Here is a 24,496-nt window from a genome sequence, read left to right as displayed (position 1 = left end):
AGCGCTCACACGCCGGCGAGCCGCTCTCTGACGGGCGCGAAGGAGCTGCGATGCTCCGTCAGCGGGCCCAGTCGGGCCAGCGCCGCGAGATGTTCCGGCGTCGGATACCCCTTGTGACGGCAGAATCCATACTCCGGATGACGCGCGTCCAGGGCCAGCATCTGCGCATCCCGGGCCACCTTGGCCAGAATCGAGGCCGCGCTGATGGCAGGATGCCGGAGATCGCCCTTGACCACGGCCTGTCCCGGGCAGGCATGACCGGGCAGCCGATTGCCATCGACCAGCAGATACTCGGCCGGTGTCGGCAGCGCATCGATCGCCCGTCGCATCGCCAGATGCGTGGCGTGATAGATGTTGAGCGAGTCGATCTCCCGCGGCGAGGCCTCGGCTATCGAAAACGCCAGCGCGCATTCGCGAATCCGGAGATCGAGCGCTTCGCGACGCGCGGCACTCAAGCACTTGGAGTCGGTCAGCCCGTCGATCGGACGCCCGGGATCGAGGATGACGGCGGCGGCCACGACCGAGCCGACCAACGGCCCTCGCCCCACCTCGTCGACACCGGCGATCAGGTGCCCGTCGTACTCGATGATGATCTCAGGCCAGAGGGATGGCAAAGATTTCGATGACACGGTTTCTCTCATTCCCCCTTCCGTGGCTCGGCGTCCAGCGTTCCGTGCTCGGCAAGTGACGTGATGGCGGCGGCGGCTCGCTCGCTGGCACCGCGCTGCAGTCCGGCGTGCATCGCCGCGAAGCGCTGCTCGAGCGCCGACCGCAGCCGGGCGTCCTCGAACCAGGGCAGCAGCGTCTCGACCAGCGACTCGGTGGTCACCGCCTCCTGGATCAGCTCAGGCACCAGGGTCTCCTGCGCGATCAGGTTGGGCAGCGAGATCCAGCGCGTCTTGACCAGCCGCTGGGCCAGCCAGTAGGTCGCCGGTGCCATGCGGTAGGCGACCACCATGGCCCGATGGCACAGCATCGTCTCCAGTGCCGCCGTGCCGGACGTCAACAGCACCGCATCGGCAGCCGTCATCACTTCCCGCGAGCGGCCCTCGACGATCACCGTGCCGGCGGCCAGGTCGGGAAACTTCGCCAACAGGGCCTCGAGCTCCTGCTGTCGTTCCCGGGAGGCCGCGGGGATGGCTACCTGCAACATCCCCAGGCGCTGGCGCAGCATCGATGCCGCGCGCAGAAACAGCTCACCCTGGAAGCGGATCTCGTTGCCGCGCGACCCCGGCAGCAGAGCCAGGGTCGCCATGTCTTCAGCCAATCCGAGCCCCCTTCGCGCCGCGCCGCGATCGTTGACCAGCGGCAGCTCGTCGGCCAGCGGATGGCCGACATAGGCGACCGGCACACGGTGCTCGGCGTAGAAGTCGGCCTCGAACGGCAGAAAGGTGAGCATGCCGTCGACCGCCTTGGCAATCGTCTTGACGCGACCCTGGCGCCAGGCCCAGACCGAGGGACTGACGTAATGCGCGGTCCGGATACCGGCGTCGTGCAGTTGCCGCTCGAGGCCGATATTGAAGTCCGGGGCATCGATGCCGACCATGATGTCGGGGTGCCAGGCCAGGGCATCACGCTTGAGATGACGACGCACCTTGATCAGGCCGGGGAGATGCTTGAGCACCTCGACCAGGCCCATCACCGACAGGGTCTCCAGCGGGTAGAGCGACTCGAGCCCCTGCGCCTGCATTCGTGGGCCACCGATGCCGCGGAACTCGACTCGGGGATGGCGACGCCTGAGCGCCTGCATCAGGCCGGCGCCGAGAATGTCGCCCGACAGCTCCCCGGCCACGAGATAGACGCGCATCCGCCCGCTCCTAGCGGATGATACCGCGCTGGGAAACCTTGAGAGAGTCGATGAAGCGCCGCGTCTCGTCGAGCGAGAAGCGGCTCTCGATCTCGCCAATGGCCTGCTCGAGTGTCAGCCCCTTGCGATAGACCAGGCGATACGCTTCACCCAGTGCCTTGATCGCCTCGACCGAGAAACCGCGGCGTTTGAGGCCGATGGAGTTGAGCCCGTGAGGCGCGGCCGGATTGCCATTGACCATGATGAAGGCCGGAATGTCCTTGGTGATCGCGGAGCATCCGCCGACCATCGCATGCTCGCCCATGTGGGCGAACTGATGGATGGCCGACAGGCCGCCGATGATGGCGAAATCACCCAGGGTCACATGGCCGGCCAGGGTCGCCTGGTTGGCGAGGATGCAGTCGTTGCCGATCAGGCAGTCGTGCCCCACGTGAGAGTAGGCCATGAACAGATTGCGGTCGCCGATGGTGGTGACACCGCGATCCTGGATGGTGCCTCGGTGAATCGTCACGCTCTCGCGCACGACGTTGTCGTCACCCATATCGAGCCGCGTCGGCTCACCGGCATACTTCTTGTCCTGACAGTCCTCCCCGACCGAGGCGAACTGGAAGATCCGATTGCGCTTGCCGATTCGAGTCGGCCCCTTGAGCACGACGTGCGGCCCAATGACGCTACCGGCATCGATCTCGACGTCGGGTCCGATCACGCTGAAGGGGCCGACGTCGACGTCGTCAGCCAGTCGGGCGGAGGGATCGACGATGGCGGAGGGATGAATCAAGCGATTTTCCTCTCGGCGCAGATGATTTCCGCCTCGCAGGCCAGTTCGTCACCAACCGTGGCCCGGCAGGCGAATTTCCAGATGCCTCGCTTGCCCTTGATGACATTGGCCTCGAGCCGCAGTTGATCGCCCGGCATCACCGGGCGCTTGAAGCGGACATTATCGCTGCCGACGAGATAGTAGACATAGCCGTCGGCCGGCATTTTGTTGACCGTCTTGAAACCGAGAATACCACAGGCCTGGGCCATCGCTTCGATGATCAGCACACCGGGCATGATCGGATGATGGGGGAAATGACCATTGAAGAAAGGTTCGTTGATGCTGACGTTCTTGTACGCCACGATCGACTCGCCAATCGTGATCTCCATCACGCGATCTACCAGTAAAAATGGATAACGATGCGGTAGATACTCGCGGATCTGGTTGATGTCCATGATCATCAATACAACCTCTGAAATAACGAAATGCCCGCCATGAAGGCAGGCACGGGGCGGCAAAACGGCGTTCACCCGTGTGGGCGGGCATTATACAGGCGCAAAGGGTGTCCGCCAGTCTTTCGGCGCGCGACGGGGCTTGGGCCACGAGCCCTTCAGCTATCGCGGATATCCCGCTCGAGACGCGTCAGCCGCTTGGCGATTTCGTCGAGTTGCTTGAAGCGTACGGCGTTCTTCCGCCACTGACTGTTCGACATCGAGCCGGTACCGGAAGAGTAGACCCCTGGTTCGAGGATCGAATTGGTGACCAGGCTCATGCCGGTCACCTGAACCCCGTCGGCCAGTGTCAGATGGCCGGAGAGCCCCACCCCGCCGCCGAGCAGACAGTGGCGACCGACCTTGGTGGAGCCCGCGATGCCTACACATCCCGCCAGGGCGCTGTGATCGCCGATCTGCACGTTATGGGCGATCTGGACCTGAGAGTCGATCTTGACCCCGTTGCCGATCAGGGTGTCTCCCAGCGCGCCACGATCGATGCTCGAACAGCTCCCCACCTCGACATCTTCGCCCAGCACGACGCCACCCAGCTGCGCGATCTTCTCCCACTGCTTGCCATCGTGAGCGAAGCCGAAGCCATCCCCGCCGATGACACAGCCGCTGTGGAGAATGGCGCGGTCGCCGACGATGACGCCGTGATACAGCGTGACGTTGGCATGCAGTCGAGAGCCGCGGCCCACCGTGGTGTCGGCGCCGATGAAGCTGCCGGCGCCGATCACGCAGTCATCGGCGATATCGGCACCGTCCTCGATGACGCAGTGGGCACCGATCTCGACGCGCTCGCCAAGCCGGGCACCCGGCGCGACCACGGCCGTAGCATGCACGCCACGGAGAGCCTGGTTGACCAGCGGATCGAACAACCGCGACAGCTTGGCGTATCCCAGGTAGGGATTGTCCAGCTCCAGCCGGGGGCACGGGCAGCTTTCGCCATGGGCGGGATGCACCAGAACGGCACCGGCCCGGGTCGCGGCCAGATACTTCAGGTACGCCCGGTTGGCTAGGAACGCCAGATCCGTCGGACCGGCATCGGCCAGCGTCGACAGACCGTCGACACGCAGATCCGCGTCGCCGACCAGGCGTGCATCCAGACGCTCGGCGAGTTCGCCGAGCGTGTAAGAGCGGGAAGTCTCTCTCTTCATGAGCGGGCGCCGGATTGAATCATCAGTTGAGCGAATTGAAGATCTTCGTCACTTCGGAGGTGATATCGAGACTGTCGCCCGAGTAGACCACCGCGTCACGATCGACCACCATATCCAGGTCATGCTCGTCGACGACCCGCTGAATCGCCTGGTCCAGCTTGGGCTTGGCCCCTTTCAGGTACTGCTGCTCGGCCTGCTGCTGCGCCTGCGAGATCTGTCCACGCAACTGCTGGAACTGCCCGCCTTTCTGGCGCAGTTGCTGGGTCACCGAGTTGCGCTCGGACTCCGACATCACGTCGCCATCCTTCTGCAGGCGCTGCTGCAGTTGCTGCAGCTCCTGGCTCAGTGATTCCGCTTGCTGCTGCTGGGCGCTGATGCGGTTCTTCAGCTGGTTCATCGAGGCCTGGGCGGAATTGGAAGACATCAACGCTTCGCGCCAATCGAGAACGCCCACCTCCGTCGCCATCGCCGGAACGGAAACCATCGTCAACAAACCTAGCCCCAGAACTCCTGCTATCTTGCGCATGCGGCATCTCCTTGAAACGAGCCTGACTTACTGCCTGTGAACATCTGAATTCGAGTTCGCGGCGCCACCCGGACGCCGCGAACTCACCGCGCTTGAACTAGAAAGTCTGGCCAAGCGAGAACTGGAAGACCTGTGGATCGTCTCCCTCCTTCTCGTTCAGCGGCTTGGCGACACTGAAGGTCAACGGCCCCACTGGCGTCAGCCAGGACAGTCCCAGACCCACGCTGTAGCGCAGATCGTCGAGGTGGACCCCGCTGTTGCAGTTGGAGGGGCCATCACCTGCCACCACCGGGTAGCAATCGGTCAGGAAGGTATTGCCGCCGTCGAGGAAGATGCTGGTCTGCAGCGACCGGCGGTCCTCGACCCAGGGGAACGGATAGATCAGCTCCGCGGAGCCCTCGACCAGTACGTTGCCGCCCAGGGTATCGTCATCGCCATCGTTGCGCGCGGTGGTCTTCGGCCCCAGCGTGTTGCCGGTGTAGCCACGCACCGAACCCAGGCCGCCCGAGTAGAAGTTCTCGTAGAACGGGTAGGGATCGTTGGAGCCCAGCGTATCGGCGTAGCCCAGGTTGCTGCTGAACTTGACGGACCAGTCGGGGTTGAGCTCGAACAGTTTCTGGCCGCGGTAGCGCAGCTTGTAGTACTCCGCGTCCGACCCGGGCAGCGCGGTCTCCAGCGAGACGCGCTGGTAGCTGCCGGCGGTCGGCATGATCCCGCGGTTCAGATTGTTGCGAGTCCAGCTGGCGGTCAGCTTGTAGTTGAAGAAGTCCTCGCCCTGGTCGTCGGTGTAGCGCACGATTTCGGAGGGCGTGTCATCGTAGGTATCGATCGACAGGTTCTCGAGCCCGACGCCGAAGTTCAGCCGCGACAGATCATTGATCGGATACCCGAAATTGATGTTGCCGCCGTAGGAGTCGGTCGAGTAGGTCGAGATATCGGAGTCTTCGTAGTCGGTTTCGCGATAGAAGACGTTATAACCACGCGAGATACCGTCGAGGGTCCAGTACGGGTCGGTGAAGCCGAAGTTGATGTTGGTGAACGTGTCGCTTCGCTGCGCACCGATGTTGACCCGGTTACCGGTGCCGAGGAAGTTGCTCTGCGACAGCGCCGCGCCATAGATCACGCCAGCGCTCTGCGAGAAACCGACACTCGCCGAGATCGAGCCCGACGGCTGCTCCTGGACGTTGTAGGTGACGTCCAACTGATCCGGCTCACCGGCCACCGGACGGGTATCCACGTCCACCTGCTTGAAGAAACCGAGCCGCTCGAGCCGCTGACGCGACTGCGAGATCTGGTCGGTGGAGGCCGGCGCGCCCTCCATCTGCACCATTTCGCGGCGCAGCACCTCATCCTGGGTGGTGGTGTTGCCCTCGAAATTGATCCGGCGTACGTAGGCCCGCCGTCCCGGATCGACGCGGAAGGTCAGATCCACCGTATCGCCCGCCTCGTTGACGGTAGGCACGGCCTGAATATTGGCGAAGGCGAAGCCTTCGGCACCGAGCTTCTGACGCAGGGCTTCCGAGGATTCGGTCACCTTGCTCTGAGAGTAGTACTCGCCAGGCTTGGCGGTCACCAGTGACCGGGCGGCGGACTCGTCGATCTTCAGGTCGCCGGCGAAGTTGATCTTGTCGAGCTTGTAGCGCTTGCCTTCGTCGACATTGATGGTGACGAAGATGCGGGACTTGTCCGGGCTGATCGACACCTGGGTCGAGGTGATGGCGAAGTTGACGTAGCCGCGATCGAGGTACCAGGAGCGCAGCGTCTCCAGGTCACCGGACAGCGCTTCGCGAGAATACTCGTCGTCGGAGAACCAGCCGAAGAACCAGCCTGGCTTGTCCTCGAGCTGGAACAGATCACGCAGCGTGTCGTCGTCGAACGCCTCGTTGCCGACGACGTTGATCTGGCGAATCTTGGCGACTTCGCCTTCATTGATATTGATGTTGACCCGAACCCGGTTGCGCTCGAGCTGCTCGACGGATGTCTTGATGTTCGAGCTATACCGACCCTGGGACTGATAGAGTCGTTCCAGCTCACGCTGCATCTCCTCCAGGGTCGAGCGCTGCAGGACCTGGCCTTCGGCCAGCCCGGCGTCGGTCAGCCCCTTGCGCAGGTCGTCGTCGGATATCTGCGAGTTGCCGTCGATGTTGATCTCGGCGATGGACGGCCGCTCGACCACGTTGACGATCAGTACGTCACCGTCGCGGGAGAGCCGAATGTCGTCGAACAGCCCGGTGTCGAACAGCTGCTGGGCGGCTTGGCCCAGTTGCTGGTCGTCGACCGTCTGATCGGCGCTGACGGGGAATGCGTTGAAAACGGACGCAGCCGAGACGCGTTGCAGCCCCTCTACACGAATATCCGAAATCTCAAAAGGTGCCGCCAGCGCAACGGGAGAGCTGGCCAGCAGAAATCCTGCCAATCCGATGATCTTGAGTTTCATGCAATCAATCGCTTCTGTGGGGTCCGCCCGCGTATCGAACAGGCACCTTATACATTTCTCCCTACGACTGACAAGCTCGTCGCTCACCACTCATGGGGTCTTCCCGGGCACCGGTGTTCCCGGCGCCGTCAGGCCGCCCGGCAACGGCGTCCCGTCGTCAAAGCCGCATCAAATCGAAGTAGAGCGCCATCACCATCAAACACCCCACCAACGCCACGCCAACCCGCAAGCCCACGGCCTGGGCCGTTTCCGAGACCGGCTTCCCCCTGACGAGCTCGATCAGGTAGTAGACCAGATGACCGCCATCGAGCACCGGGATCGGCAGCAGGTTCAGCACGCCCAGGCTGATCGACAGATAGGCCAGGAAGCCGATGAACGTCTCGACGCCGCTGCGCGCCGAATCACCGGCGATGCGCGCGATGGTGATCGGTCCGGAGAGGTTCGAGGGCGAAATCCAGCCGACGATCATCTTGCGAATCGAGTCCGCCGTCAGCCAGGTCATCTCGCCGGTCTTGTTCAGCGCCTGCCCCACCGCCGCCAACGGCCCATAGCGAATCTCGCGCCGGTAGGACTCGGGCCACTCGACCGCCTGCGACGCGGCGCCCACGTAACCGATCTCCTCGCCATCCTCGGTCTGCCTCGCCTCCGGCGTCAGCGTGACGCTGCGGGTCATGCCGTCCCGCTCGACCTCCAGTGACAGCTTGGCGCCGGGATGGCTGCGCACCGCATCGACGAACGCGACCCAGTCGCCAACCGGCTCACCATCGACACTGACGATGCGATCCCCGGCCTGCAATCCGGAACGACCCGCCGGGCTCTCTTCGAGCACCCGCCCCAGCACCGCTGGCACCTCGGGGCGCCATGGCGTGATACCGAGCGACGACATCGGCTGCGGCGGGTCCTGGCGCACCAGCCACTGCTGAACGGGCACGGCGTGAGTTCGGGTCGCACCGCCCGAAGGATCCCGGGTCGTGATCTCCAGTTCGCCGCTGGCACCGATCGCCGCGATCAGCTGCAGATTGACCTCATTCCAGGACGGCGTCTCGCGCCCGTCGACACTGACGATCTCCTGTCCACTGTGCAACCCGCCCTGGGCAGCCAGGGAATCCGGCTTCACCTCGCCGATCACCGGGGCCACGGTGGTGGCACCGTAGACGAACAGCGCCCAGTAAGCGACCACAGCCAACAGGAAATTGGCGATCGGCCCCGCCGCCACGATCGCGATTCTCGCCCAGACGCTCTTGCGATTGAAAGCCTGGGCCTGCTCTGCCGGCGCCACCGGGCCTTCGCGCTCGTCGAGCATCTTGACGTAACCACCGAGCGGAATGGCGGCAATGGCGTATTCCGTCCCGTGGCGATCGAAGCGCGACCATAGCGGCTTGCCGAATCCTACCGAGAAGCGCAAGACCTTCACGCCACAGCGTCGGGCCACCCAGAAGTGCCCGAACTCGTGGAACGTGATCAGCAGGCCGAGTACGACGATGACCGCCAGTACGTTCTGGATCGTGTCCATCACGCCCGCCCCCTGTGGAAAGACCGTTGATGCAGCAGGTGCTCGGCCGACCGCCGCGCCCGCGCATCCTCGCACAATATCACGTCGAGCGAATCCGCCGCTCGCCTCTCGGTCGCCTCGAGCGTGGCCTCCACCAGCTTGGCGATTCCGGGGAAGGAGAGCTCCCCGTCGAGGAACGCCTGCACCGCCACTTCATTGGCGGCGTTGAGGGTCGCCGGTACCGTGCCACCGGCTTCCATTGCCTCCCGGGCCAGCCGCAGACAGGGGAAGCGAACCTCATCCGGGGCCTCGAAGTCGAGACGCGATATCGCGAACAGATCCAGCGGCTCGACACCGGCCTCGAGCCTCGAGGGCCAGGCCAGACCGTAGGCGATCGGCGTACGCATGTCGGGATTGCCCATCTGCGCCAGCACCGAGCCATCGGCATACCCGACCATCGAATGCACGATGCTCTGAGGATGAACCACCACCTCGACCTGCGCGGGCGCCGTATCGAACAGCCAGCACGCCTCGATCAACTCGAGGCCCTTGTTCATCATGGTGGCGCTGTCGACGGATATCTTGCGCCCCATCGACCAGTTGGGATGCGCACACGCCTGGGCGGGCGTGACGTCTTCCAGCGCCTCGAGCGACCAGGTTCGAAACGGTCCTCCCGAGGCCGTCAGCCACAGCCGCGATACGCCGTCACGAGTCAGCTCGCGATGGCGACCGTCACGCTGCATAGGAAGACACTGATAGATGGCATTATGTTCCGAGTCGATGGGTAAAAGCGTGGCGTCATGACGCGAGACGGCGTCCATGAACAATCCGCCGGACATCACCAACGCTTCCTTGTTGGCCAGCAGCACGCGTTTGCCCGCCTCTACTGCCGCCAGTGTCGGCATCAACCCTGCCGCCCCCATGATCGCCGCCATCACCACGTCCACTTCGGCCGCTCGCGACACTTCCACCAGGGCCGCCTCTCCGTGGGAGACGTCGATCTGCGTCAACCGGGCTTCCCGCAGTCGGGAGCGGAGCCATTCGGCATCCTGCGACGAGCCGATCACCGCCCTCTGCGGCTCGAACCGCAAGCAGATCTCGAGCAGCGCCTCGCGGGAACGCTGGGCGGTCACCGCGTGAAGCTGATAGCGATCGGCGTGTCGAGCGATCACGTCCAGCGTGCTGCGACCGATGGAACCGGTCGCGCCCAGCAGTGTGACCTTGCAGGAAGAGGAAGACATCGATGTGCTATCCCAGCCAGGGGCGGATCAAAGCGAAGAGAGGTACGGCAGCCGTCAAGCTGTCGATACGATCGAGGATGCCACCGTGGCCCGGCAGCAGGTGACTGGAGTCCTTCAAGCCACGAAAACGCTTGAGCATGCTCTCGAGCAGGTCTCCGACGACGGAGATGAAAGCGACCACCAGCGCGACGATCAGCAGGGCCAGCGCCTGACCGGGGTCAAGCGCCAGCCACACCGTGTAGACGAGCACCAGCAGCGCGACCGCGACCCAGCCGCCATAGACGCCCTCCCACGATTTGCCCGGACTGACGCTCGGCGCCAGCTTGCGACGGCCGTAACGGCGCCCGGCAAAGTAGGCCCCGATATCCGCCACCCAGACCAGCAGCAACACGAACAGCAACCACTCGCTACCCTGCTGCCGAAGTTGGTACAGCCCGACCCAGCAAGGCAGCAGCACCCACACGCCCATGCACAGGCGCACCACCGGAGGCTGCCACTGCCCGGTGGCGCCGGGATAGCGAGAGACCCACCAGGCGTTGGCCAACCAGCCGAGCGCGCCAGCCCATAGCGGCCAACGCGCCTCGGTCCACCCCGACCACCATGCGATCACCAGCAGCAAACCGAGGCCGAGAGTGTAGAGCAGTCGCGGCTTGACCTCGTCGAATCCGGCCAGGCGCGCCCACTCCCAGGCCCCGAGCAGCAGCACGAACGCGGTGAAGGCGGCGAAGCCGGCCCCGGAGAGGCCGAACAGGCCGCCGAGAGCCAGTGGCGCCAGTACCAGCGCCGTCAGTATCCGTTGTTTAAGCACCCTGAACCTCGACCTGCTGCTGGCTCATGCCGAAACGGCGCTGGCGCTGCTGGAACGCCTCGAGTGCGGCATCGAAGGCGGCCCCATCGAAATCGGGCCAGAGTTCCGGGGCAAACACGAACTCCGCGTAGGCAAGCTGCCACAGCAGGAAGTTGGAGATCCGCTGTTCTCCACTGGTGCGGATGCACAGATCGATGGGCGACTCCTGGCTCAGGCACACCTCGCGGTCCAACGCCGCTTCATCCACGGCCTCGGGAGTGATGAGCCCATCGGCGACCTTGCGCGCCAGCCGCTGCGCGGCGGAGGCGATGTCCCAGCGCCCGCCATAGTTGGCAGCCACGACGAGATGCATCCCGGAATTGTCGCGGGTCAACGCCTCGGCACGACTCATGTGCTTCTGCAGGGACGACGAGAAGCGGCGGCGATCGCCGATGATGCTCAGGCGGATACCGTTCTCATGAAGCCTCTTCACCTCGCGCTTGAGCACCAGCATGAAAAGTTCCATCAGCGCACCGACCTCCGCCGAAGGACGACGCCAGTTCTCGCTCGAGAAGGCGAATAGTGTCAGGGTCTCGATGTGCTGCTCCGCCGCCCGTCGAATGACGGCGCGCAACGACTCCACGCCAGCGCGATGTCCCTGTGCGCTGGAGAGCCCTCTGGCGCGCGCCCAGCGATTGTTGCCATCCATGATGATCGCCACATGGCGGGGCATCGACGGCATCGCTTGGACGTCACGCGACTGCGTGTCTGTCATGATAGCTCGCAAGACAGGTGGGTGGCGGCGCCCGCATGCCGAAGCCATCGAGCGCCCGAACCCTCATACCTGCATCAGGTCATGTTCCTTGGTTTCCAGCAGCCGATCGATCTCGCTGACGTGCTTGTCGGTCAACTTCTGGATTTCCTCTTCTCCGCGACGCTCGTCATCCTCGGTGATCTCCTTGTCCTTGAGCAACGTCTTGAGATCGCCATTGGCGTCGCGGCGAATACTGCGGATCGCAACCTTGGCGTTTTCGGCCTCGGCACGCGCCTGCTTGATATAGTTGCGCCGCGTCTCCTCGGTCAGCGGCGGCATCGGCACGCGGATCACGTTGCCGGCGGTGGCCGGATTGAGCCCGAGATCGGCGGTCATGATCGCCTTCTCGACTTTCGGCACCATCGGGCGTTCCCACGGCGTCACGGCCAGCGTCCGAGCATCCTCGATCGTAATGTTGGCGACCTGGTTGATCGGCATCTGACTGCCGTAGTACTCCACCATCACCGCATCCAGTATGCTCGGGTGCGCCCGGCCGGTGCGGATCTTGTGGAAATTGCTCTGAAGCGCATCCAGGCTCTTTTGCATGCGTGCGCCAGCGTCTTTCTTGATATCGTCGATCATGTCCTAAACCTCAATCAATCAGCGTGCCTTCTCGCCCACCGACCACCAGATTCAACAGCGCCCCGGGCTTGGTCATGTCGAAGACGCGAACCGGCATGTCATGGTCCCGTACCAGGCAGATAGCGGTCAAATCCATCACCCCGAGCTTCTGGTCCAGCACATCATCGTAACTCAAACGCTCGTACTTGACGGCTTCCGGATGCTTGACCGGATCCTTGTCGTAGACACCATCGACCTTGGTGGCCTTGACCACGACGTTGGCGTCGATCTCGATGCCCCGCAGACAGGCGGCCGAGTCGGTCGTGAAGAAGGGATTGCCCGTACCGGCAGAGAAGATGACCACGTCGCCAGAAGTGAGGTAACGGATCGCGGTGCGCCGATCGTAGTGTTCGACGACCCCGCTCATGGGGATTGCCGACATCACTCGCGAGCGGATATTGGAACGTTCCAGCGCATCGCGCATCGCCAGGGCGTTCATCACCGTGGCCAGCATCCCCATGTGGTCACCGGTGACCCGCTCCATGCCCGCTGCGTGCAGCGCTGCACCCCGGAACAGGTTGCCGCCGCCGATGACGATGCCGACCTGGACACCGATCCCCACCAGCTGGCCGATTTCCAGCGCCATGCGATCGAGCACCTTGGGGTCGATACCGAAATCCTGCTCCCCCGTCAGCGCCTCGCCCGAGAGCTTCAACAATATGCGCTTGTACTTCGACTTGTCGCTACGCTCATTGGGCTTGCTGGGTCGATCGATGACTTCAGGCATGACGCTCTCTCCTGGTTTGACGAGTCGGATTCGGCAGGTGGCAGACGATCTTCTCATCCGCCGGATACGCGATGGCGTGCGCTTTCGCGCACGCCATCAGAGGGATCGGCCACAGGCATGAGCCCCGAGCACGGTCCCAGGCACTATCGGAAACTCAGCTACGGCGAGCCTGTTCCATCACTTCCTTGGCGAAATCGACCTCTTCCTTCTCGATGCCCTCACCAACCTCGAAGCGCGTGAAGCCAACCACTTCGCCGCCTGCCGTCTTGGCGTACTCGGCAACGGTCTGGTTCGGATCCTTGACGAAAGGCTGTTCGGTCAGGCTGTTCTCCGCCAGGTACTTCTTGAGGCGACCCTGGACCATCTTCTCGGCGATCTGCTCTGGCTTGCCGGCCATGTCCGGCTGGGCCAGGATGATCGCCTTCTCGCTGTCGAGCTGGGCCTGCGGCATATCTTCAGGACGCGCGACGACCGGGTTGATCGCGGCCACGTGCATGGAGACATCCTTGGCCACTTCCGGGTTGCCGCCCTTGAGCACGCTCAATACACCGATACGATCGCCATGGACGTAGGCACCCACGACGCCGCCTTCCGGTGCATCGACGACGACCGCGCGACGCACGGAGATGTTCTCGCCGATCTTCTGCACCAGCTGGTTGCGCGCATCTTCCAACTCGCCGTCCATGATGGCCGCGACGTCTTCGGACTTGGTCTCGAATACCTTGGCCAGCACCTTGGCGGCGAAGCTCTTGAAGTTGTCGTCACGGGAGACGAAGTCGGTCTCCGAGTTGACTTCCAGCATCGCGGCGTAGCTGCCGTCTTCGGCGACGCGGGTCAGGATCGCGCCTTCGGCGGCCGTCCGGCCCGCTTTCTTGGCGGCCTTCAGACCGGAGTTCTTGCGCAGATCCTCGATCGCGCGATCGATGTCACCGTCGGCTTCGGTCAGTGCCTTCTTGCATTCCATCATGCCGAGACCGGTACGCTCACGCAGTTCCTTGACTAGAGAAGCGCTGATAGCTGCCATGTTCTACCCCTGAGAATCGCTGTTTCGTCTGACGAACGACGCCACGAGAGCGTCGCTCCGGGTGTAAAAAGGGGGCTATGGAGCCCCCTTGTGTCTGCGCCGATACCGGCGAACCGACTGCCGCCCTGCGGGAGCATGCTCAGCGCAGACTCGATGCCGTTTTCTCGATTACTGAGCGGCTTCGCTGGTCTCGCTCACCTCGACGAACTCGTCGGGACGACCTTCCTTCGCCTTGCCGCAGGCGTCGGCGATCGCCTGCACATAGATCTGGATGGCGCGAATGGAGTCGTCGTTGCCCGGGATGACGTAATCGACGCCGTCCGGGTTGGAGTTGGTGTCGACGACACCGATCACCGGAATGCCGAGCTTGTTGGCTTCGTTGATCGCGATGCGCTCATGATCGACGTCGATCACGAACAGTGCGTCGGGCAGACCGCCCATCTCCTTGATACCGCCGATGGAGCGCTCGAGCTTGTCCTGCTCACGAGTCGCCATCAGCACTTCTTTCTTGGTCAGCTTCTCGAACGTACCATCTTCGCGCATGGTCTCGAGTTCGCGCAGACGCTTGATCGACTGGCGGATGGTCTTGTAGTTGGTCAGCATGCCGCCCAGCCAGCGATGGTTGACGAACGGCTGACCAACGCGATTGGCTTCTTCCTTGATGATCTTGCTGGCGGAACGCTTGGTGCCGACGAACAGGATCTTGTTGTTGGAAGAGGCCATCTTCTCGACGATGCTCGTCGCTTCCAGCAGTGCCGGCAGCGTATGCTCGAGGTTGATGATGTGGATCTTGTTACGTGCACCGAAGATGTACTGCCCCATCTTCGGGTTCCAGTAACGGGTCTGGTGACCGAAGTGTGCGCCTGCCTTGAGCAGATCGCGCATGTTGACTTGTGCCATGATGACTCCTGAAGAATCGGGTTAGGCCTCCACACACCCCATGGATCCGACCGCTCGGCTAGACCGTCGCGGCACCCGGGACCATGTGTCGGTGCGTGTGTGTTTTTGATGACGCGACCTTCGTTCGAAGGTCGTCGCCGCTACTGACTCGACCACCCTGGCGACAGCGTAGAGATGCCTGCCGGGAGCCAGATCGGCCATCTTTGCCGGAACCGGTAGACGGGCAATTGCAGTCGAGCGCGCGGATTTATACCATAGAACGCAGGCAAGATGAAGTCGCCGGTCGTCTAAGGAAGCGCTGAATGAATCGGCGAGCGGGATGGACCACTGGGCGAACGGAGCACGGAAACCGGAGCCTGCGGGGTATAGTGAGGATTCCGATCGGACCGGCACCGCCCAGCGCAGTGATTCGCCCGCGCCACCATTCATGCAGTGTTTCCCTGAAGCCCGGCAACACCGGGGACAGCCGACCGCTGCCCGAGACACGCCATCGCCCCTATCGACCCCCCATTGCGAGAGCGCATGAACATTCCACGCAAGACGCCCGACGAGATCGAAAAAATGCGCGAAGCCGGCCGCCAGGCCGCTGCAGTATTCGAGATGATCATCCCGCACGTGCAGGTCGGCGTTTCCACCGGCGAGCTCGACCGCCTGTGTCACGACTTCATCGTCAAGGAACTGGGTTCCACCCCGGCCCCCCTGGACTACCACGGCTTCCCCAAGTCGATCTGCACCTCGATCAATCATGTGGTCTGCCACGGCATTCCCGACTTCGACAAGAAGCTCAAGAGTGGCGACATCATGAACATCGACATCACCGTGAAGACCGCCGACGGTTACCACGGCGACAGCAGCATGATGTTCGTGCTCGGCGACACCATTCAAGGGGAGCGCCTGAGCCGGGTCACCCAGGAGAGCCTGTATAAAGGTATCGCCGAAGTGAAACCGGGCGCCAGGCTGTCGACCATCGCCCGGGTGATCCAGAACCATGCCGAAAAGGCTGGCTACTCCGTGGTCCGGGATTTCTGCGGTCACGGTATCGGCGCAGGCTTCCACGAGGAGCCGCAGGTCCTGCATTATGACGGCTACGCACCGGAAGCCGATGCCGAACTCGCCGAAGGCATGTGCCTGACCATCGAGCCGATGCTCAACGCCGGCGGCTACCGTACCAAGGTGTTGAAGGACGGGTGGACGGCAGTGACCAAGGACAAGAGCCTGTCGGCACAGTGGGAACACACCCTGCTGGTCACCGCTTCCGGCGTTGAGGTCCTGACGGCCCGCTCCGATGAAGACTTCGGCTTCCTGACGGACTGATCGTCGCCTGCCCGCCGCCCCACCTCCGGAGACGCCCGTCGCATGCTGCTGCATCACTACCGTTTTCAACCCGACGAAACACTGTTCGATGCAGCGGCCTTCCGTGAGGCGCTGGCATGCGACTCCCAACCCGTCGCGCTGTTCAAGCTGGCGCTGAAGACGATCCGCGAGCGCCTCGACGAGCGTTTCCGCGCTGGCGCCGATGTTCGCGACCTGGTGTACGGCCGCGCCTGGTGCCTGGACCGGTTGCTCGAGATCGCCTGGGAGCGGTTCGAGTGGCCGGACGACAACGTCGCCCTGCTGGCCGTTGGCGGTTACGGCCGCGGAGAGCTGCACCCTTATTCCGATATCGACCTGCTGCTGCTGCTCGGTACGGACGACGACACGCCCTATCGCGAGTCACTGACCGGCTTCATTACCCTGCTGTGGGATATCGGTCTCGAGGTCGGGCAGAGCGTGCGCTCGCTCAATGACTGCGAGCGGGAAGCCCGAAGCGACATCACGGTCATCACCAACCTGCTGGAGACCCGTACCCTGGCGGGCCCGGAGACGCTGCGTAGCGCCATGCGGGAGCGCCTCTCCACCCACCACATGTGGTCATCGGCAGCGTTCTTCGAGGGCAAGTGGCAGGAGCAGATCGCCCGCCACTACAAGCACAACAACTCCGAGTATCACCTCGAGCCCAACCTCAAGAGCGCGCCGGGCGGCCTGCGCGACATCCAGATGATCGGCTGGGTGGCGAAACGCCATTTCGGTCCACTGCGTTACGAGGATGTCGTCGCGCAAGGCTTCATGAACGATGCCGAGTTGCGGATCCTGAGCCAGGGCCAGGCGTTCCTGTGGCAGGTGCGCTACGCCCTGCACATGATCGCCGGACGCGCCGAGGATCGCATGCTGTTCGACCACCAGCGCGCCCTGGCCAAGCTGTTCGGCTACACCGACACCCCACAGCGACTGGCCGTCGAGCAGTTCATGAAGGCCTACTACCGCCACGTCACCGCCCTGGCCGGACTGAACGACATGCTGCTGCAGCATTTCGACGAAGTGATTCTCCACGCCGGCGAGGCGCTCGAGGTCAAGCCGATCAATGCGCGCTTCGAAAGCCGGGGCGGCTATATCCAGCTTCGCCACCCCAACGTCTTCCTGCGGCGCCCCGGCGCGCTGTTGGAACTGTTTCTGCTGATGGCCCAGCATCCGGAGATCGAGGGCGTCCGGGCCGATACCATCCGTCAGATTCGCGACCACCGTCACTTGATCGACGACGCTTTCCGCGACGATCTGCGCCACCAGAGCCTGTTCATGGAACTGCTGCGCAGCGGCGGCGACGTTCCCACCCAGCTGACCCGCATGAATCGATACGGGGTGCTGGGCAAGTACCTGCCCGAGTTCGGCGAGGCCGTCGGCCTGATGCAGCACGATCTCTTCCACATCTATACCGTCGACGCGCATACCCTGCGCCTGCTCAGCTTCCTGCAGCGTTTTCGCGAGGAGCGGGACACCGACGAATATACCGTCGCCATCGATGTGATCCAGAAGCTGCCCAAGCTCGAACTGCTGTGGATTACCGGGCTCTATCACGACATCGGCAAGGGGCGCGGTGGCGATCACTCGGAGCTCGGCGCCATCGATGCCGCCGAGTTCTGCCGCCGCCATGCCTTGTCGAGCTGGGACACGCAACTGGTGGCCTGGCTAGTGGAACACCACCTGCTGATGTCGAAGACGGCACAGAAACGCGACATCTCCGATCCGGACGTGATCCACGCCTTCGCCCGAACCGTGCGCGACGAGACTCATCTCGACTATCTCTACGTGCTCACCGTCGCCGATATCAGCGCCACCAACCCGACGTTATGGAACGGCTGGCGCGCCTCGCTGATGCGCCAGCTCTACACCGAGACCCGCCGAGTGCTGCGTCGAGGGCTCGACAACACCGTCGACCGACAGGGCTGGGTCAGCGAGACCCGAGAGGAGGCGCTGGGACTGCTGCGGACCGTCGGCGCCGACGTGACCCGCGTCACGGAACTCTGGCAGACCTTCGGCGAGGACTACTTCCTGCAGTACACGCCCAGCGAGATCGTCTGGCAGACCCAGGGCATTCTCGCCCACCACGACGATCACCTGCCTCTGGTCCTGGTCAGCGCCCCCAGCGAGGACATGACCGAGGGTGGCACCAAGCTGTTCATTCATACGCGCTCGGCCGACGACCTGTTCGCCGCGACGGCGGCCGCCATCGAACAGCTAGGCCTGTCGATCCACGACGCTCGAATCGCCACCTCGAGCGACGACTGGACGCTCAACACCTTCATCCTGCTCGATGACGATGACGACGCCATCCGCGACCCTGCGCGGCTGGAGACGATCCGCCGGCACCTGGTCGAGGAGCTCGACGACCCCGACGACTATCCGCAGATCGTCAGCCGCCATACGCCCCGGCAACTGAAACACTTCCGGGTGCCGGTCGAGGTGATCATCGAGCAGGACCCCGCCAACGCACGCACCTCGCTGGAGCTGATCGCCCCCGACCGCCCGGGGCTGCTGGCTCGGGTCGGCCGCATCTTCATGGAGCAGAACATCGCACTGTCGACGGCCAAGATCGCCACCCTCGGCGAGCGGGTCGAGGATGTATTCTTCATCACCGACAAGCACGGCCGGCCGCTGACCGACCCCGAGGCCCAGGCACGACTGCGCGCGCGTCTTTACGAAGTCCTGGACGTTTAGCGCCCGATTCGCCGGAACCAGACCGCCTCAATCGACCGGTGCGGGGTTGGCTTTCAGCCATGCCCGCATCTGTTCGATCTCCGCCTGCTGGGCCTCGATGATCTTCTGGGCCAGCGCTCGCATCTCCGGATCCTTGCCATAGGCGAGCTCGACCTCGGCCATCGCGACGGCCCCCCTGTGATGGGCCAGCATGCCGGTGGCAAAATCGATATCCGGGTCGCCGCTGTTCGCCAGCTCCATGTTGTGCTGCATGCGGGTTGCCGCCTCACGGTAGGCATCGCTGGCCTCGCTGGATTGGGCGGACGATTCGGAACGGGCCCGATGATCGCCATGGCCATCGCTCTGCGGCTGAGCCAGACCACTGGCGGCGAAAGCCAGCGAGCCGGCGGCTACGATACCGATCGACCAGCACTTCGAAATCATCATTCGCTGTTTCTCCCCGGGAAAAACCTGACGCTAGCACCCTGGCGTTACCCATAGGTCAAGCGCGATCCGGGATGCTCGACTGCCGCTCCATCGGCACCAGTCGGCCCAGGCCCCGAACGACACGAGAGTGACGCCCCAGCGGCGCGGTTTGAGCCGCCGTCCGTGGGCGCCTATAATCTGCCGCTTCTCCGGCAGCGCCCGACAGGCCAGCGACATGACCATCACCGTTTACGGCATCAAGACCTGCGACACTTGCCGCAAGGCCCGCCGCCGGCTCGACGAGCTGGGCATCTCGTATCGTTACCACGACCTCCGCGAGGATGGGCTCGGGCCGCAGCGACTGGATACCTTTCTGGCCAATGCCGACTGGCAGACGCTGTTGAACACCCGCAGTACCAGCTGGCGGCAGCTCGATGCCGCGGACCGGGAGCCGCTGGACGCCGAGCGGGCTCGCGAACTGATGCTGGCCAATCCGACATTGATCAAGCGTCCGCTACTGCAGCGCACCGACCCTGCAGGCCAAGATACCCTGATTGTCGGTTTCGACCCTGCCCGCTACGCGACACTGGCCTAGCGGGCGAGGTCGCACCGGCCCCACGATCTTCCACGACACCCTTTCACCGAACACGATGAGGAACCTGCGATGTTGAGCTTCGCGCTAGGAATCGGTACCCAGAACAGCCAGGGCGACTGGCTCGAAGTCTACTATCCGGCGCCGCTGCATCAGCCCGCCGCCGACCTCGCCGCCGCCGCGCGCCAGGCCCTGGGTGCCGATGCCAGCGAGGAAGTCGTCAGTTTCCTGCCGGAGCACGCAGCCGGCCTCGCCGAAGCGCTGCGGGCCGCCGGCGCCGCCGATCAGGCCGACCTCGCCGAGACGTTCGTCGATGCCAAGCGCCCCCTGGTTGCGGTGTTCCTGGACGAAGACCATGCGCCGGCCAGCGTGCCGGAGGTCTATCTCAAGCTGCATCTGCTCTCCCATAGGCTGATCAAGCCCCACGGCACCCAGCTCGACGGCATGTTCGGCCTGCTCAGGAATATCGCCTGGACCAATGAGGGCGCCATCGACGTCGAGGAACTTCCCGCGCGTCGCCTCAAGGCCCGCCTGGCCGGACGCCCGCTCTCGGTGGACTGCGTCGACAAGTTCCCCAAGATGACCGACTACGTCGTGCCCAAGGGGATCCGGATCGGCGATACCGCCCGCGTACGCCTCGGCGCCCATCTGGGCGAAGGCACCACGGTCATGCACGAGGGTTTCTGCAACTTCAACGCCGGCACCGAAGGCCCCGGCATGGTCGAGGGACGTATCTCGGCCGGCGTCTTCGTCGGCAAGGGCTCCGACCTGGGTGCCGGCTGCTCCACCATGGGTACGCTCTCCGGCGGCGGCAACGTGGTGATCAGAATCGGCGAGAACTGCCTGATCGGCGCCAATGCCGGCCTGGGCATCCCGCTGGGCGACCGCTGCACCGTCGAAGCCGGCCTCTATGTCACCGCGGGCTCCAAGGTCACCGTCCTGGACGACCAGGGCGAAGCCGTCCAGACCGTGGCCGCGCGGGAACTCGCCGGCCAGGACGATCTGCTGTTCATTCGTCACTCGGTGACCGGGCGCCTGGAGTGCCGCACCAACAAGAGCGCCGTCGCCCTCAATGAATCGCTGCACGCTCACAATTGATCCGGCCCGACCGGCTGCCCTGGAGATCCGCATGCCCCAAGCGTCAATGACGACCGCGCCCTCCGACACGCTGACGCTGGCACTGGAGCTGCTCAAGCGACCGTCGGTGACGCCGGACGATCACGGCTGCCAGGCGCTGATGATCGACCGCCTGGAACGCATCGGCTTCCAGGTCGAACGGATGTCGATCGGTGGCATCGACAACTTCTGGGCCACCCGGGGCCAGCACGGCCCGATGCTCGCCTTTGCCGGCCATACCGACGTGGTGCCCAGCGGACCGGAGAGCGAGTGGCAGTACCCGCCATTCGAGCCGCGCATCGATGAGGCCGGTTTTCTCTGCGGACGCGGGGCCGCCGACATGAAAGGCAGCCTGGCGTCGATGGTGACGGCCGTCGAGCGCTTCGTCGCCGCCCATCCGGACCACCACGGCAGAATCGCGTTCCTGATCACCGCCGACGAGGAAGGCCCGGCGGTGCACGGCACCCGGGCCGTGGTGGAGCGACTGCGCGAGCGTCACGAGCCGCTGGACTACTGCATCGTCGGCGAGCCCTCCTCCACCAGCCATCTGGGCGACGTGATCAAGAACGGCCGCCGCGGATCGCTGGGCGGGGTGCTGCGGGTGCGCGGCATTCAGGGCCACGTGGCCTATCCACAACTGGCCCGCAACCCGATTCACCAGGCGCTGCCCGTGCTTTCCGAACTGGTCGACGAGCCCTGGGATGCCGGCAACGACTTCTTCCCGGCGACCAGCTTCCAGATCTCCAACCTGCATGCAGGAACCGGTGCCACCAATGTCGTTCCCGGCGAACTGGAGGTGACCTTCAACTTTCGCTACTCCAGCGAGGTCACGCAGCTCCAGTTACGCGAACGGGTCGAGCGGAAACTGGCCGCCCACGGGCTCGATTATCAGCTCGACTGGACCCTCAACGGCGAACCTTTCCTGACCGCGGAGGGGGAGCTCCTCGAGGCGGCGCGGCGTGCCTGCGAGGCGATCACCGGCCATCGGCCGGCGCTTTCCACCTCCGGCGGCACGTCGGACGGGCGCTTCATTGCTACACTGGGCACGCAGGTGATCGAGCTGGGCCCTGTCAATGCCACCATCCACCAGGTCAACGAACGCATCCGTGCCGACGACCTCGATACCCTGAGCCGCATCTACGAGACGACACTCGAGCGGCTGTTCGCCAGAGGAACCCATGGAGCGTTTTCCTGATATCGAAATCTATCTGGCCGTCGCCGACGTCGAGGCCATCACCCGATGGCTGCGGCAAACCCTCGGCGACGATGACCTGACCCTGGACCGGGCCGGCAAGGGGATCTGGCGCGGCAGGACCGCTGGCGCCGAGCGAGGTATCGGCATCATGCTGGTCGAACGCGCCGCCGATGGTTACGCCAGCCTGTGGTTCGACTGCGACGCCACGCCCTGGCCTCGCGACACCGACTGCGCCCGCGACGCCGCTCGCGAGCTGGGCTGCGAGGCCCGCTGTTCGCTGGGTGGCTGGCAACCCGGTGACGATCCCGACCGATTCTGGCAGGTAACGCCGGACGGTCACGAGCACACCATAGAGTGGCCCGACTCGGGCCGCTAACCACGCCGTCGCCGCCGGAACGCGGCCGGTCCGACAGGGAGTCACCTACATGGCGGAATCCAAGCCAGTCATCTATGCCGCCATGGGCGGCAATCTGCTCATTGCGGTCACCAAGTTCGTCGCGGCCGCGATCACCGGCAGCTCCGCCATGCTCTCCGAGGGCATCCACTCGGTCGTGGACACCGGCAACCAGATTCTGCTGCTGCTGGGCATGAAGCGGGCCAAGCGACCACCGAGCCCTCAGTTTCCGTTCGGTCACGGCAAGGAGATCTACTTCTGGAGCTTCGTGGTCGCGCTGCTGATCTTCGCGATCGGCTCCGGGGTCTCGCTCTACGAAGGTGTGATCCATGTCCTGCACCCCGAACCGATCGAGTCGCCGCTGGTCAACTACATCGTGCTCGGCCTGGGTATCCTGTTCGAGGGCGCCTCATGGGCATTCGCGCTCAACGAGTTTCGCAAGACCAAGGGCAAGTGGGGCTACGTCGAAGCGGTACAGCGCGGCAAGGATCCTTCCATGTTCGTGGTGATCTTCGAGGACTCCGCAGCGCTGCTCGGCCTGATGGTCGCGCTCGCCGGGGTTGCCCTGTCGCAGTGGACCGGCATCCTGCTGTTCGATGGCATCGCTTCGATCATCATCGGGCTGCTGCTCGGCGGCACGGCCATCTGGCTGGCCATGGAGACCAAGAGCCTGCTGATCGGGGAAAGCGCCAACCAGCACGTGGTCGAGAGCATTCGCCAGCTGGCGGGAGATGCCGATGGCGTCGAAGGCGTCAACGAAGTCCTGACCATGCATATGGGGCCCAACTTCATCCTGGTCAATCTCAGCGTTCGCTTTGCTCGCGGCGCCACGGCGGAGCGCATCGAGCGTGCCATCGCCAAGCTCGACCGGGAGATCAAGCAGGCCCACGATGGCGTCAAGCGGGTATTCGTCGAGGCCGAGGCGCGCGCGGGAGTCGACGAGACGCCATCGGCCTCCGGGGCGTGAGCAGGAAACGAAAAACCCCCGGAGGCGAGCCTCCGGGGGTTTCGGGCACTCCAGCCGCGGCGGTCAGGTGATGACGGTCACGTCGTCTGCCTGCAGTCCGCGGTCATTCTCGATCACGTGGTAACGCACCTTCTGCCCTTCGGCGAGCGTCCGGTGGCCCTTGCCCCGAATCGCCCGAAAGTGCACGAACACGTCCTCACCGTCGGCCCGCGTGATGAAGCCATAGCCCTTGTTGACATTGAACCATTTGACTTCACCCAGCTCGCGATCGTCGTTCTCCACGTCCGCCAGCATGGCAGCCGTGACCGCCCGCGGGGTCGCTGGCGCCAGCAGCGCCATGGCCAGCGTGCCCAGCCAAAGCACGATGAAGACGGCGATCACCGTCGCCCCATACATCGCCGAGACACCTTCCACGTTTAAGAACCAGGTCAGGTCGGTGGCCAGCATGCTGCTGATCAGCGTGATCAAAAGACCGATCAGCAATGGCGAGGGTATCGAGAGGAGTAGACTGATCAGCGTACAACGCAAAATTACCTTGCTATTCATGGATTCTCATATCTCTGGACGTCGGAACAAGGAAAACGTACCGCGCCTTCTCAACAACGCGGAAACGGTCTTCATACCCAATATCGTTAATCGACTTTCACTAACTAAAGGTGCCGTGAATGGAAGATGACACACAGCGTCGGCAGTCTAGCACGGTCGAGACGCGCTCGCGTACGACCTCGGAAGCTCGCCTCGATGCGCTCGAGAGCCGCTTGACGTTTCAGGAAGATTGGCTGGAAACCCTCGACCGCCTGGTGAGACAGCAGGCGACCGAGCTCGAGCGGCTCGGCCGCGTCAACGCCCTGATGCGCGAGCGACTCAGCGAACAGCGCCAGGCCATCGACGAGCTGGGCGGCGAGGTGCCAGGCCCCGAGGACGAGCTGCCGCCGCACTATTGAGCCAAGCTAAGCCGCGAGCCGCGAGCCGCGAGCCGCGAGCCGCGAGCCGCGAAAATCAGGATGCTGC

Annotated in this window: 25 protein-coding genes; 8 read left to right on the top strand and 17 right to left on the bottom strand. The window is 64.0% G+C overall.

Annotation, left to right across the window (positions count from 1 at the left end):
- Nucleotides 1-5: 5 nt before the first annotated feature.
- From rnhB to rpsB, 15 genes are all read right to left on the bottom strand, one after another.
- Nucleotides 6-629 carry a ribonuclease HII gene (rnhB, locus tag DOM45_RS16320; protein WP_425353339.1) on the bottom strand — a complete coding sequence of 208 codons (624 nt, stop codon included), beginning with the start codon at nt 627-629 and terminating at the stop codon, nt 6-8.
- 8 nt (nt 630-637) lie between these two features.
- A complete protein-coding gene (gene lpxB, locus DOM45_RS16315; RefSeq protein ID WP_110602246.1) occupies nt 638-1,807 on the bottom strand; it encodes a lipid-A-disaccharide synthase in 1,170 nt (389 codons plus the stop codon).
- 10 nt (nt 1,808-1,817) lie between these two features.
- Nucleotides 1,818-2,585: an acyl-ACP--UDP-N-acetylglucosamine O-acyltransferase gene (gene lpxA / locus DOM45_RS16310; RefSeq protein ID WP_110602244.1), complete on the bottom strand. Its 768-nt coding sequence runs from the start codon at nt 2,583-2,585 to the stop codon at nt 1,818-1,820.
- Complete coding sequence (gene fabZ / locus DOM45_RS16305) at nt 2,582-3,025, bottom strand: 3-hydroxyacyl-ACP dehydratase FabZ (RefSeq protein ID WP_110602242.1); 444 nt, start codon at nt 3,023-3,025, stop codon at nt 2,582-2,584. The genes lpxA and fabZ overlap by 4 nt, the downstream gene beginning before the upstream one ends.
- A gap of 149 nt (nt 3,026-3,174) precedes the next feature.
- Complete coding sequence (gene lpxD, locus DOM45_RS16300; protein ID WP_110602240.1) at nt 3,175-4,215, bottom strand: UDP-3-O-(3-hydroxymyristoyl)glucosamine N-acyltransferase; 1,041 nt, start codon at nt 4,213-4,215, stop codon at nt 3,175-3,177.
- A 22-nt stretch (nt 4,216-4,237) separates the two neighbouring features.
- A complete protein-coding gene (locus tag DOM45_RS16295) occupies nt 4,238-4,741 on the bottom strand; it encodes an OmpH/Skp family outer membrane protein (RefSeq protein WP_110602239.1) in 504 nt (167 codons plus the stop codon).
- A 97-nt stretch (nt 4,742-4,838) separates the two neighbouring features.
- A complete protein-coding gene (bamA, locus tag DOM45_RS16290; RefSeq protein ID WP_240612434.1) occupies nt 4,839-7,178 on the bottom strand; it encodes an outer membrane protein assembly factor BamA in 2,340 nt (779 codons plus the stop codon).
- Nucleotides 7,179-7,335: 157 nt separating this feature from the next.
- On the bottom strand, nt 7,336-8,691 hold the full coding sequence (gene rseP / locus DOM45_RS16285; protein ID WP_110602237.1) for a sigma E protease regulator RseP: 1,356 nt from the start codon (nt 8,689-8,691) through the stop codon (nt 7,336-7,338).
- On the bottom strand, nt 8,691-9,911 hold the full coding sequence (ispC, locus tag DOM45_RS16280) for a 1-deoxy-D-xylulose-5-phosphate reductoisomerase (protein ID WP_110602235.1): 1,221 nt from the start codon (nt 9,909-9,911) through the stop codon (nt 8,691-8,693). The genes rseP and ispC overlap by 1 nt, the downstream gene beginning before the upstream one ends.
- Before the next feature lie 7 nt (nt 9,912-9,918).
- Nucleotides 9,919-10,719, bottom strand: a complete 801-nt coding sequence (locus DOM45_RS16275) for a phosphatidate cytidylyltransferase (protein WP_110602234.1) — start codon at nt 10,717-10,719, stop codon at nt 9,919-9,921.
- On the bottom strand, nt 10,712-11,473 hold the full coding sequence (gene uppS / locus DOM45_RS16270; RefSeq protein WP_110602232.1) for a polyprenyl diphosphate synthase: 762 nt from the start codon (nt 11,471-11,473) through the stop codon (nt 10,712-10,714). The genes DOM45_RS16275 and uppS overlap by 8 nt, the downstream gene beginning before the upstream one ends.
- Before the next feature lie 63 nt (nt 11,474-11,536).
- Nucleotides 11,537-12,094, bottom strand: coding sequence for a ribosome recycling factor (frr, locus tag DOM45_RS16265; protein ID WP_110602229.1), 558 nt, complete (start codon nt 12,092-12,094; stop codon nt 11,537-11,539).
- 10 nt (nt 12,095-12,104) lie between these two features.
- Nucleotides 12,105-12,860, bottom strand: coding sequence for a UMP kinase (gene pyrH, locus DOM45_RS16260; RefSeq protein ID WP_110602227.1), 756 nt, complete (start codon nt 12,858-12,860; stop codon nt 12,105-12,107).
- 154 nt (nt 12,861-13,014) lie between these two features.
- Nucleotides 13,015-13,884: a translation elongation factor Ts gene (gene tsf, locus DOM45_RS16255; protein WP_110602226.1), complete on the bottom strand. Its 870-nt coding sequence runs from the start codon at nt 13,882-13,884 to the stop codon at nt 13,015-13,017.
- A gap of 168 nt (nt 13,885-14,052) precedes the next feature.
- Complete coding sequence (gene rpsB / locus DOM45_RS16250) at nt 14,053-14,784, bottom strand: 30S ribosomal protein S2 (RefSeq protein ID WP_110602225.1); 732 nt, start codon at nt 14,782-14,784, stop codon at nt 14,053-14,055.
- Between the two features lie 522 nt (nt 14,785-15,306).
- On the opposite strand from rpsB, the gene map reads away from it, so the two are divergent.
- Nucleotides 15,307-16,098, top strand: a complete 792-nt coding sequence (map, locus tag DOM45_RS16245) for a type I methionyl aminopeptidase (RefSeq protein WP_110602224.1) — start codon at nt 15,307-15,309, stop codon at nt 16,096-16,098.
- A gap of 42 nt (nt 16,099-16,140) precedes the next feature.
- Entirely contained in the window at nt 16,141-18,816 is a 2,676-nt protein-coding gene (locus DOM45_RS16240) for a [protein-PII] uridylyltransferase (protein WP_110602222.1), read from the top strand.
- Nucleotides 18,817-18,843: 27 nt separating this feature from the next.
- On the opposite strand, the gene copM is transcribed toward DOM45_RS16240, so the two are convergent.
- Nucleotides 18,844-19,242, bottom strand: a complete 399-nt coding sequence (gene copM, locus DOM45_RS20420; protein WP_110602221.1) for a CopM family metallochaperone — start codon at nt 19,240-19,242, stop codon at nt 18,844-18,846.
- Between the two features lie 214 nt (nt 19,243-19,456).
- Between copM and DOM45_RS16230 the strand changes: the two genes are divergently transcribed.
- From DOM45_RS16230 to DOM45_RS16210, 5 genes are all read left to right on the top strand, one after another.
- A complete protein-coding gene (locus tag DOM45_RS16230) occupies nt 19,457-19,816 on the top strand; it encodes an ArsC family reductase (protein WP_110602219.1) in 360 nt (119 codons plus the stop codon).
- Between the two features lie 69 nt (nt 19,817-19,885).
- Entirely contained in the window at nt 19,886-20,911 is a 1,026-nt protein-coding gene (dapD, locus tag DOM45_RS16225; RefSeq protein WP_110602218.1) for a 2,3,4,5-tetrahydropyridine-2,6-dicarboxylate N-succinyltransferase, read from the top strand.
- Nucleotides 20,912-20,942: 31 nt separating this feature from the next.
- On the top strand, nt 20,943-22,124 hold the full coding sequence (gene dapE / locus DOM45_RS16220) for a succinyl-diaminopimelate desuccinylase (RefSeq protein ID WP_110602217.1): 1,182 nt from the start codon (nt 20,943-20,945) through the stop codon (nt 22,122-22,124).
- Nucleotides 22,108-22,500, top strand: a complete 393-nt coding sequence (locus DOM45_RS16215) for a hypothetical protein (protein ID WP_110602215.1) — start codon at nt 22,108-22,110, stop codon at nt 22,498-22,500. The genes dapE and DOM45_RS16215 overlap by 17 nt, the downstream gene beginning before the upstream one ends.
- Before the next feature lie 49 nt (nt 22,501-22,549).
- A complete protein-coding gene (locus DOM45_RS16210; RefSeq protein WP_110602214.1) occupies nt 22,550-23,485 on the top strand; it encodes a cation diffusion facilitator family transporter in 936 nt (311 codons plus the stop codon).
- 63 nt (nt 23,486-23,548) lie between these two features.
- Here the strand turns inward: DOM45_RS16210 and DOM45_RS20415 are convergent, their stop codons facing one another.
- The gene (locus DOM45_RS20415) at nt 23,549-24,031 is read right to left on the bottom strand and encodes a cold-shock protein (RefSeq protein ID WP_110602212.1); all 483 of its coding nucleotides are present in this window, start codon (nt 24,029-24,031) and stop codon (nt 23,549-23,551) included.
- Nucleotides 24,032-24,150: 119 nt separating this feature from the next.
- On the opposite strand from DOM45_RS20415, the gene DOM45_RS16200 reads away from it, so the two are divergent.
- The gene (locus DOM45_RS16200; RefSeq protein ID WP_110602210.1) at nt 24,151-24,429 is read left to right on the top strand and encodes a SlyX family protein; all 279 of its coding nucleotides are present in this window, start codon (nt 24,151-24,153) and stop codon (nt 24,427-24,429) included.
- Nucleotides 24,430-24,496: the final 67 nt, after the last annotated feature.

Source organism: Salinicola lusitanus, assembly GCF_003206045.1.
Classification (GTDB): Bacteria; Pseudomonadota; Gammaproteobacteria; order Pseudomonadales; family Halomonadaceae; genus Salinicola; species Salinicola lusitanus.
The sequence above is the reverse complement of the archived record's forward strand: the minus strand, read 5'-3'. Positions and strand labels throughout refer to the sequence as shown.

What these genes read in the sequence shown, in the direction of transcription:
- lpxB (WP_110602246.1), bottom strand. Translation starts at nt 1,807, where the DNA reads ATGCGCGTCTATCTCGTGGCCGGGGAGCTGTCGGGCGACATTCTCGGC.
- fabZ (WP_110602242.1), bottom strand. Translation starts at nt 3,025, where the DNA reads ATGATCATGGACATCAACCAGATCCGCGAGTATCTACCGCATCGTTAT.
- lpxD (WP_110602240.1), bottom strand. Translation starts at nt 4,215, where the DNA reads ATGAAGAGAGAGACTTCCCGCTCTTACACGCTCGGCGAACTCGCCGAG.
- DOM45_RS16295 (WP_110602239.1), bottom strand. Translation starts at nt 4,741, where the DNA reads ATGCGCAAGATAGCAGGAGTTCTGGGGCTAGGTTTGTTGACGATGGTT.
- bamA (WP_240612434.1), bottom strand. Translation starts at nt 7,178, where the DNA reads ATGAAACTCAAGATCATCGGATTGGCAGGATTTCTGCTGGCCAGCTCT.
- rseP (WP_110602237.1), bottom strand. Translation starts at nt 8,691, where the DNA reads ATGGACACGATCCAGAACGTACTGGCGGTCATCGTCGTACTCGGCCTG.
- ispC (WP_110602235.1), bottom strand. Translation starts at nt 9,911, where the DNA reads ATGTCTTCCTCTTCCTGCAAGGTCACACTGCTGGGCGCGACCGGTTCC.
- uppS (WP_110602232.1), bottom strand. Translation starts at nt 11,473, where the DNA reads ATGACAGACACGCAGTCGCGTGACGTCCAAGCGATGCCGTCGATGCCC.
- frr (WP_110602229.1), bottom strand. Translation starts at nt 12,094, where the DNA reads ATGATCGACGATATCAAGAAAGACGCTGGCGCACGCATGCAAAAGAGC.
- pyrH (WP_110602227.1), bottom strand. Translation starts at nt 12,860, where the DNA reads ATGCCTGAAGTCATCGATCGACCCAGCAAGCCCAATGAGCGTAGCGAC.
- tsf (WP_110602226.1), bottom strand. Translation starts at nt 13,884, where the DNA reads ATGGCAGCTATCAGCGCTTCTCTAGTCAAGGAACTGCGTGAGCGTACC.
- rpsB (WP_110602225.1), bottom strand. Translation starts at nt 14,784, where the DNA reads ATGGCACAAGTCAACATGCGCGATCTGCTCAAGGCAGGCGCACACTTC.
- map (WP_110602224.1), top strand. Translation starts at nt 15,307, where the DNA reads ATGAACATTCCACGCAAGACGCCCGACGAGATCGAAAAAATGCGCGAA.
- DOM45_RS16240 (WP_110602222.1), top strand. Translation starts at nt 16,141, where the DNA reads ATGCTGCTGCATCACTACCGTTTTCAACCCGACGAAACACTGTTCGAT.
- copM (WP_110602221.1), bottom strand. Translation starts at nt 19,242, where the DNA reads ATGATGATTTCGAAGTGCTGGTCGATCGGTATCGTAGCCGCCGGCTCG.
- DOM45_RS16230 (WP_110602219.1), top strand. Translation starts at nt 19,457, where the DNA reads ATGACCATCACCGTTTACGGCATCAAGACCTGCGACACTTGCCGCAAG.
- dapD (WP_110602218.1), top strand. Translation starts at nt 19,886, where the DNA reads ATGTTGAGCTTCGCGCTAGGAATCGGTACCCAGAACAGCCAGGGCGAC.
- dapE (WP_110602217.1), top strand. Translation starts at nt 20,943, where the DNA reads ATGCCCCAAGCGTCAATGACGACCGCGCCCTCCGACACGCTGACGCTG.
- DOM45_RS16215 (WP_110602215.1), top strand. Translation starts at nt 22,108, where the DNA reads ATGGAGCGTTTTCCTGATATCGAAATCTATCTGGCCGTCGCCGACGTC.
- DOM45_RS16210 (WP_110602214.1), top strand. Translation starts at nt 22,550, where the DNA reads ATGGCGGAATCCAAGCCAGTCATCTATGCCGCCATGGGCGGCAATCTG.
- DOM45_RS20415 (WP_110602212.1), bottom strand. Translation starts at nt 24,031, where the DNA reads ATGAATAGCAAGGTAATTTTGCGTTGTACGCTGATCAGTCTACTCCTC.
- DOM45_RS16200 (WP_110602210.1), top strand. Translation starts at nt 24,151, where the DNA reads ATGGAAGATGACACACAGCGTCGGCAGTCTAGCACGGTCGAGACGCGC.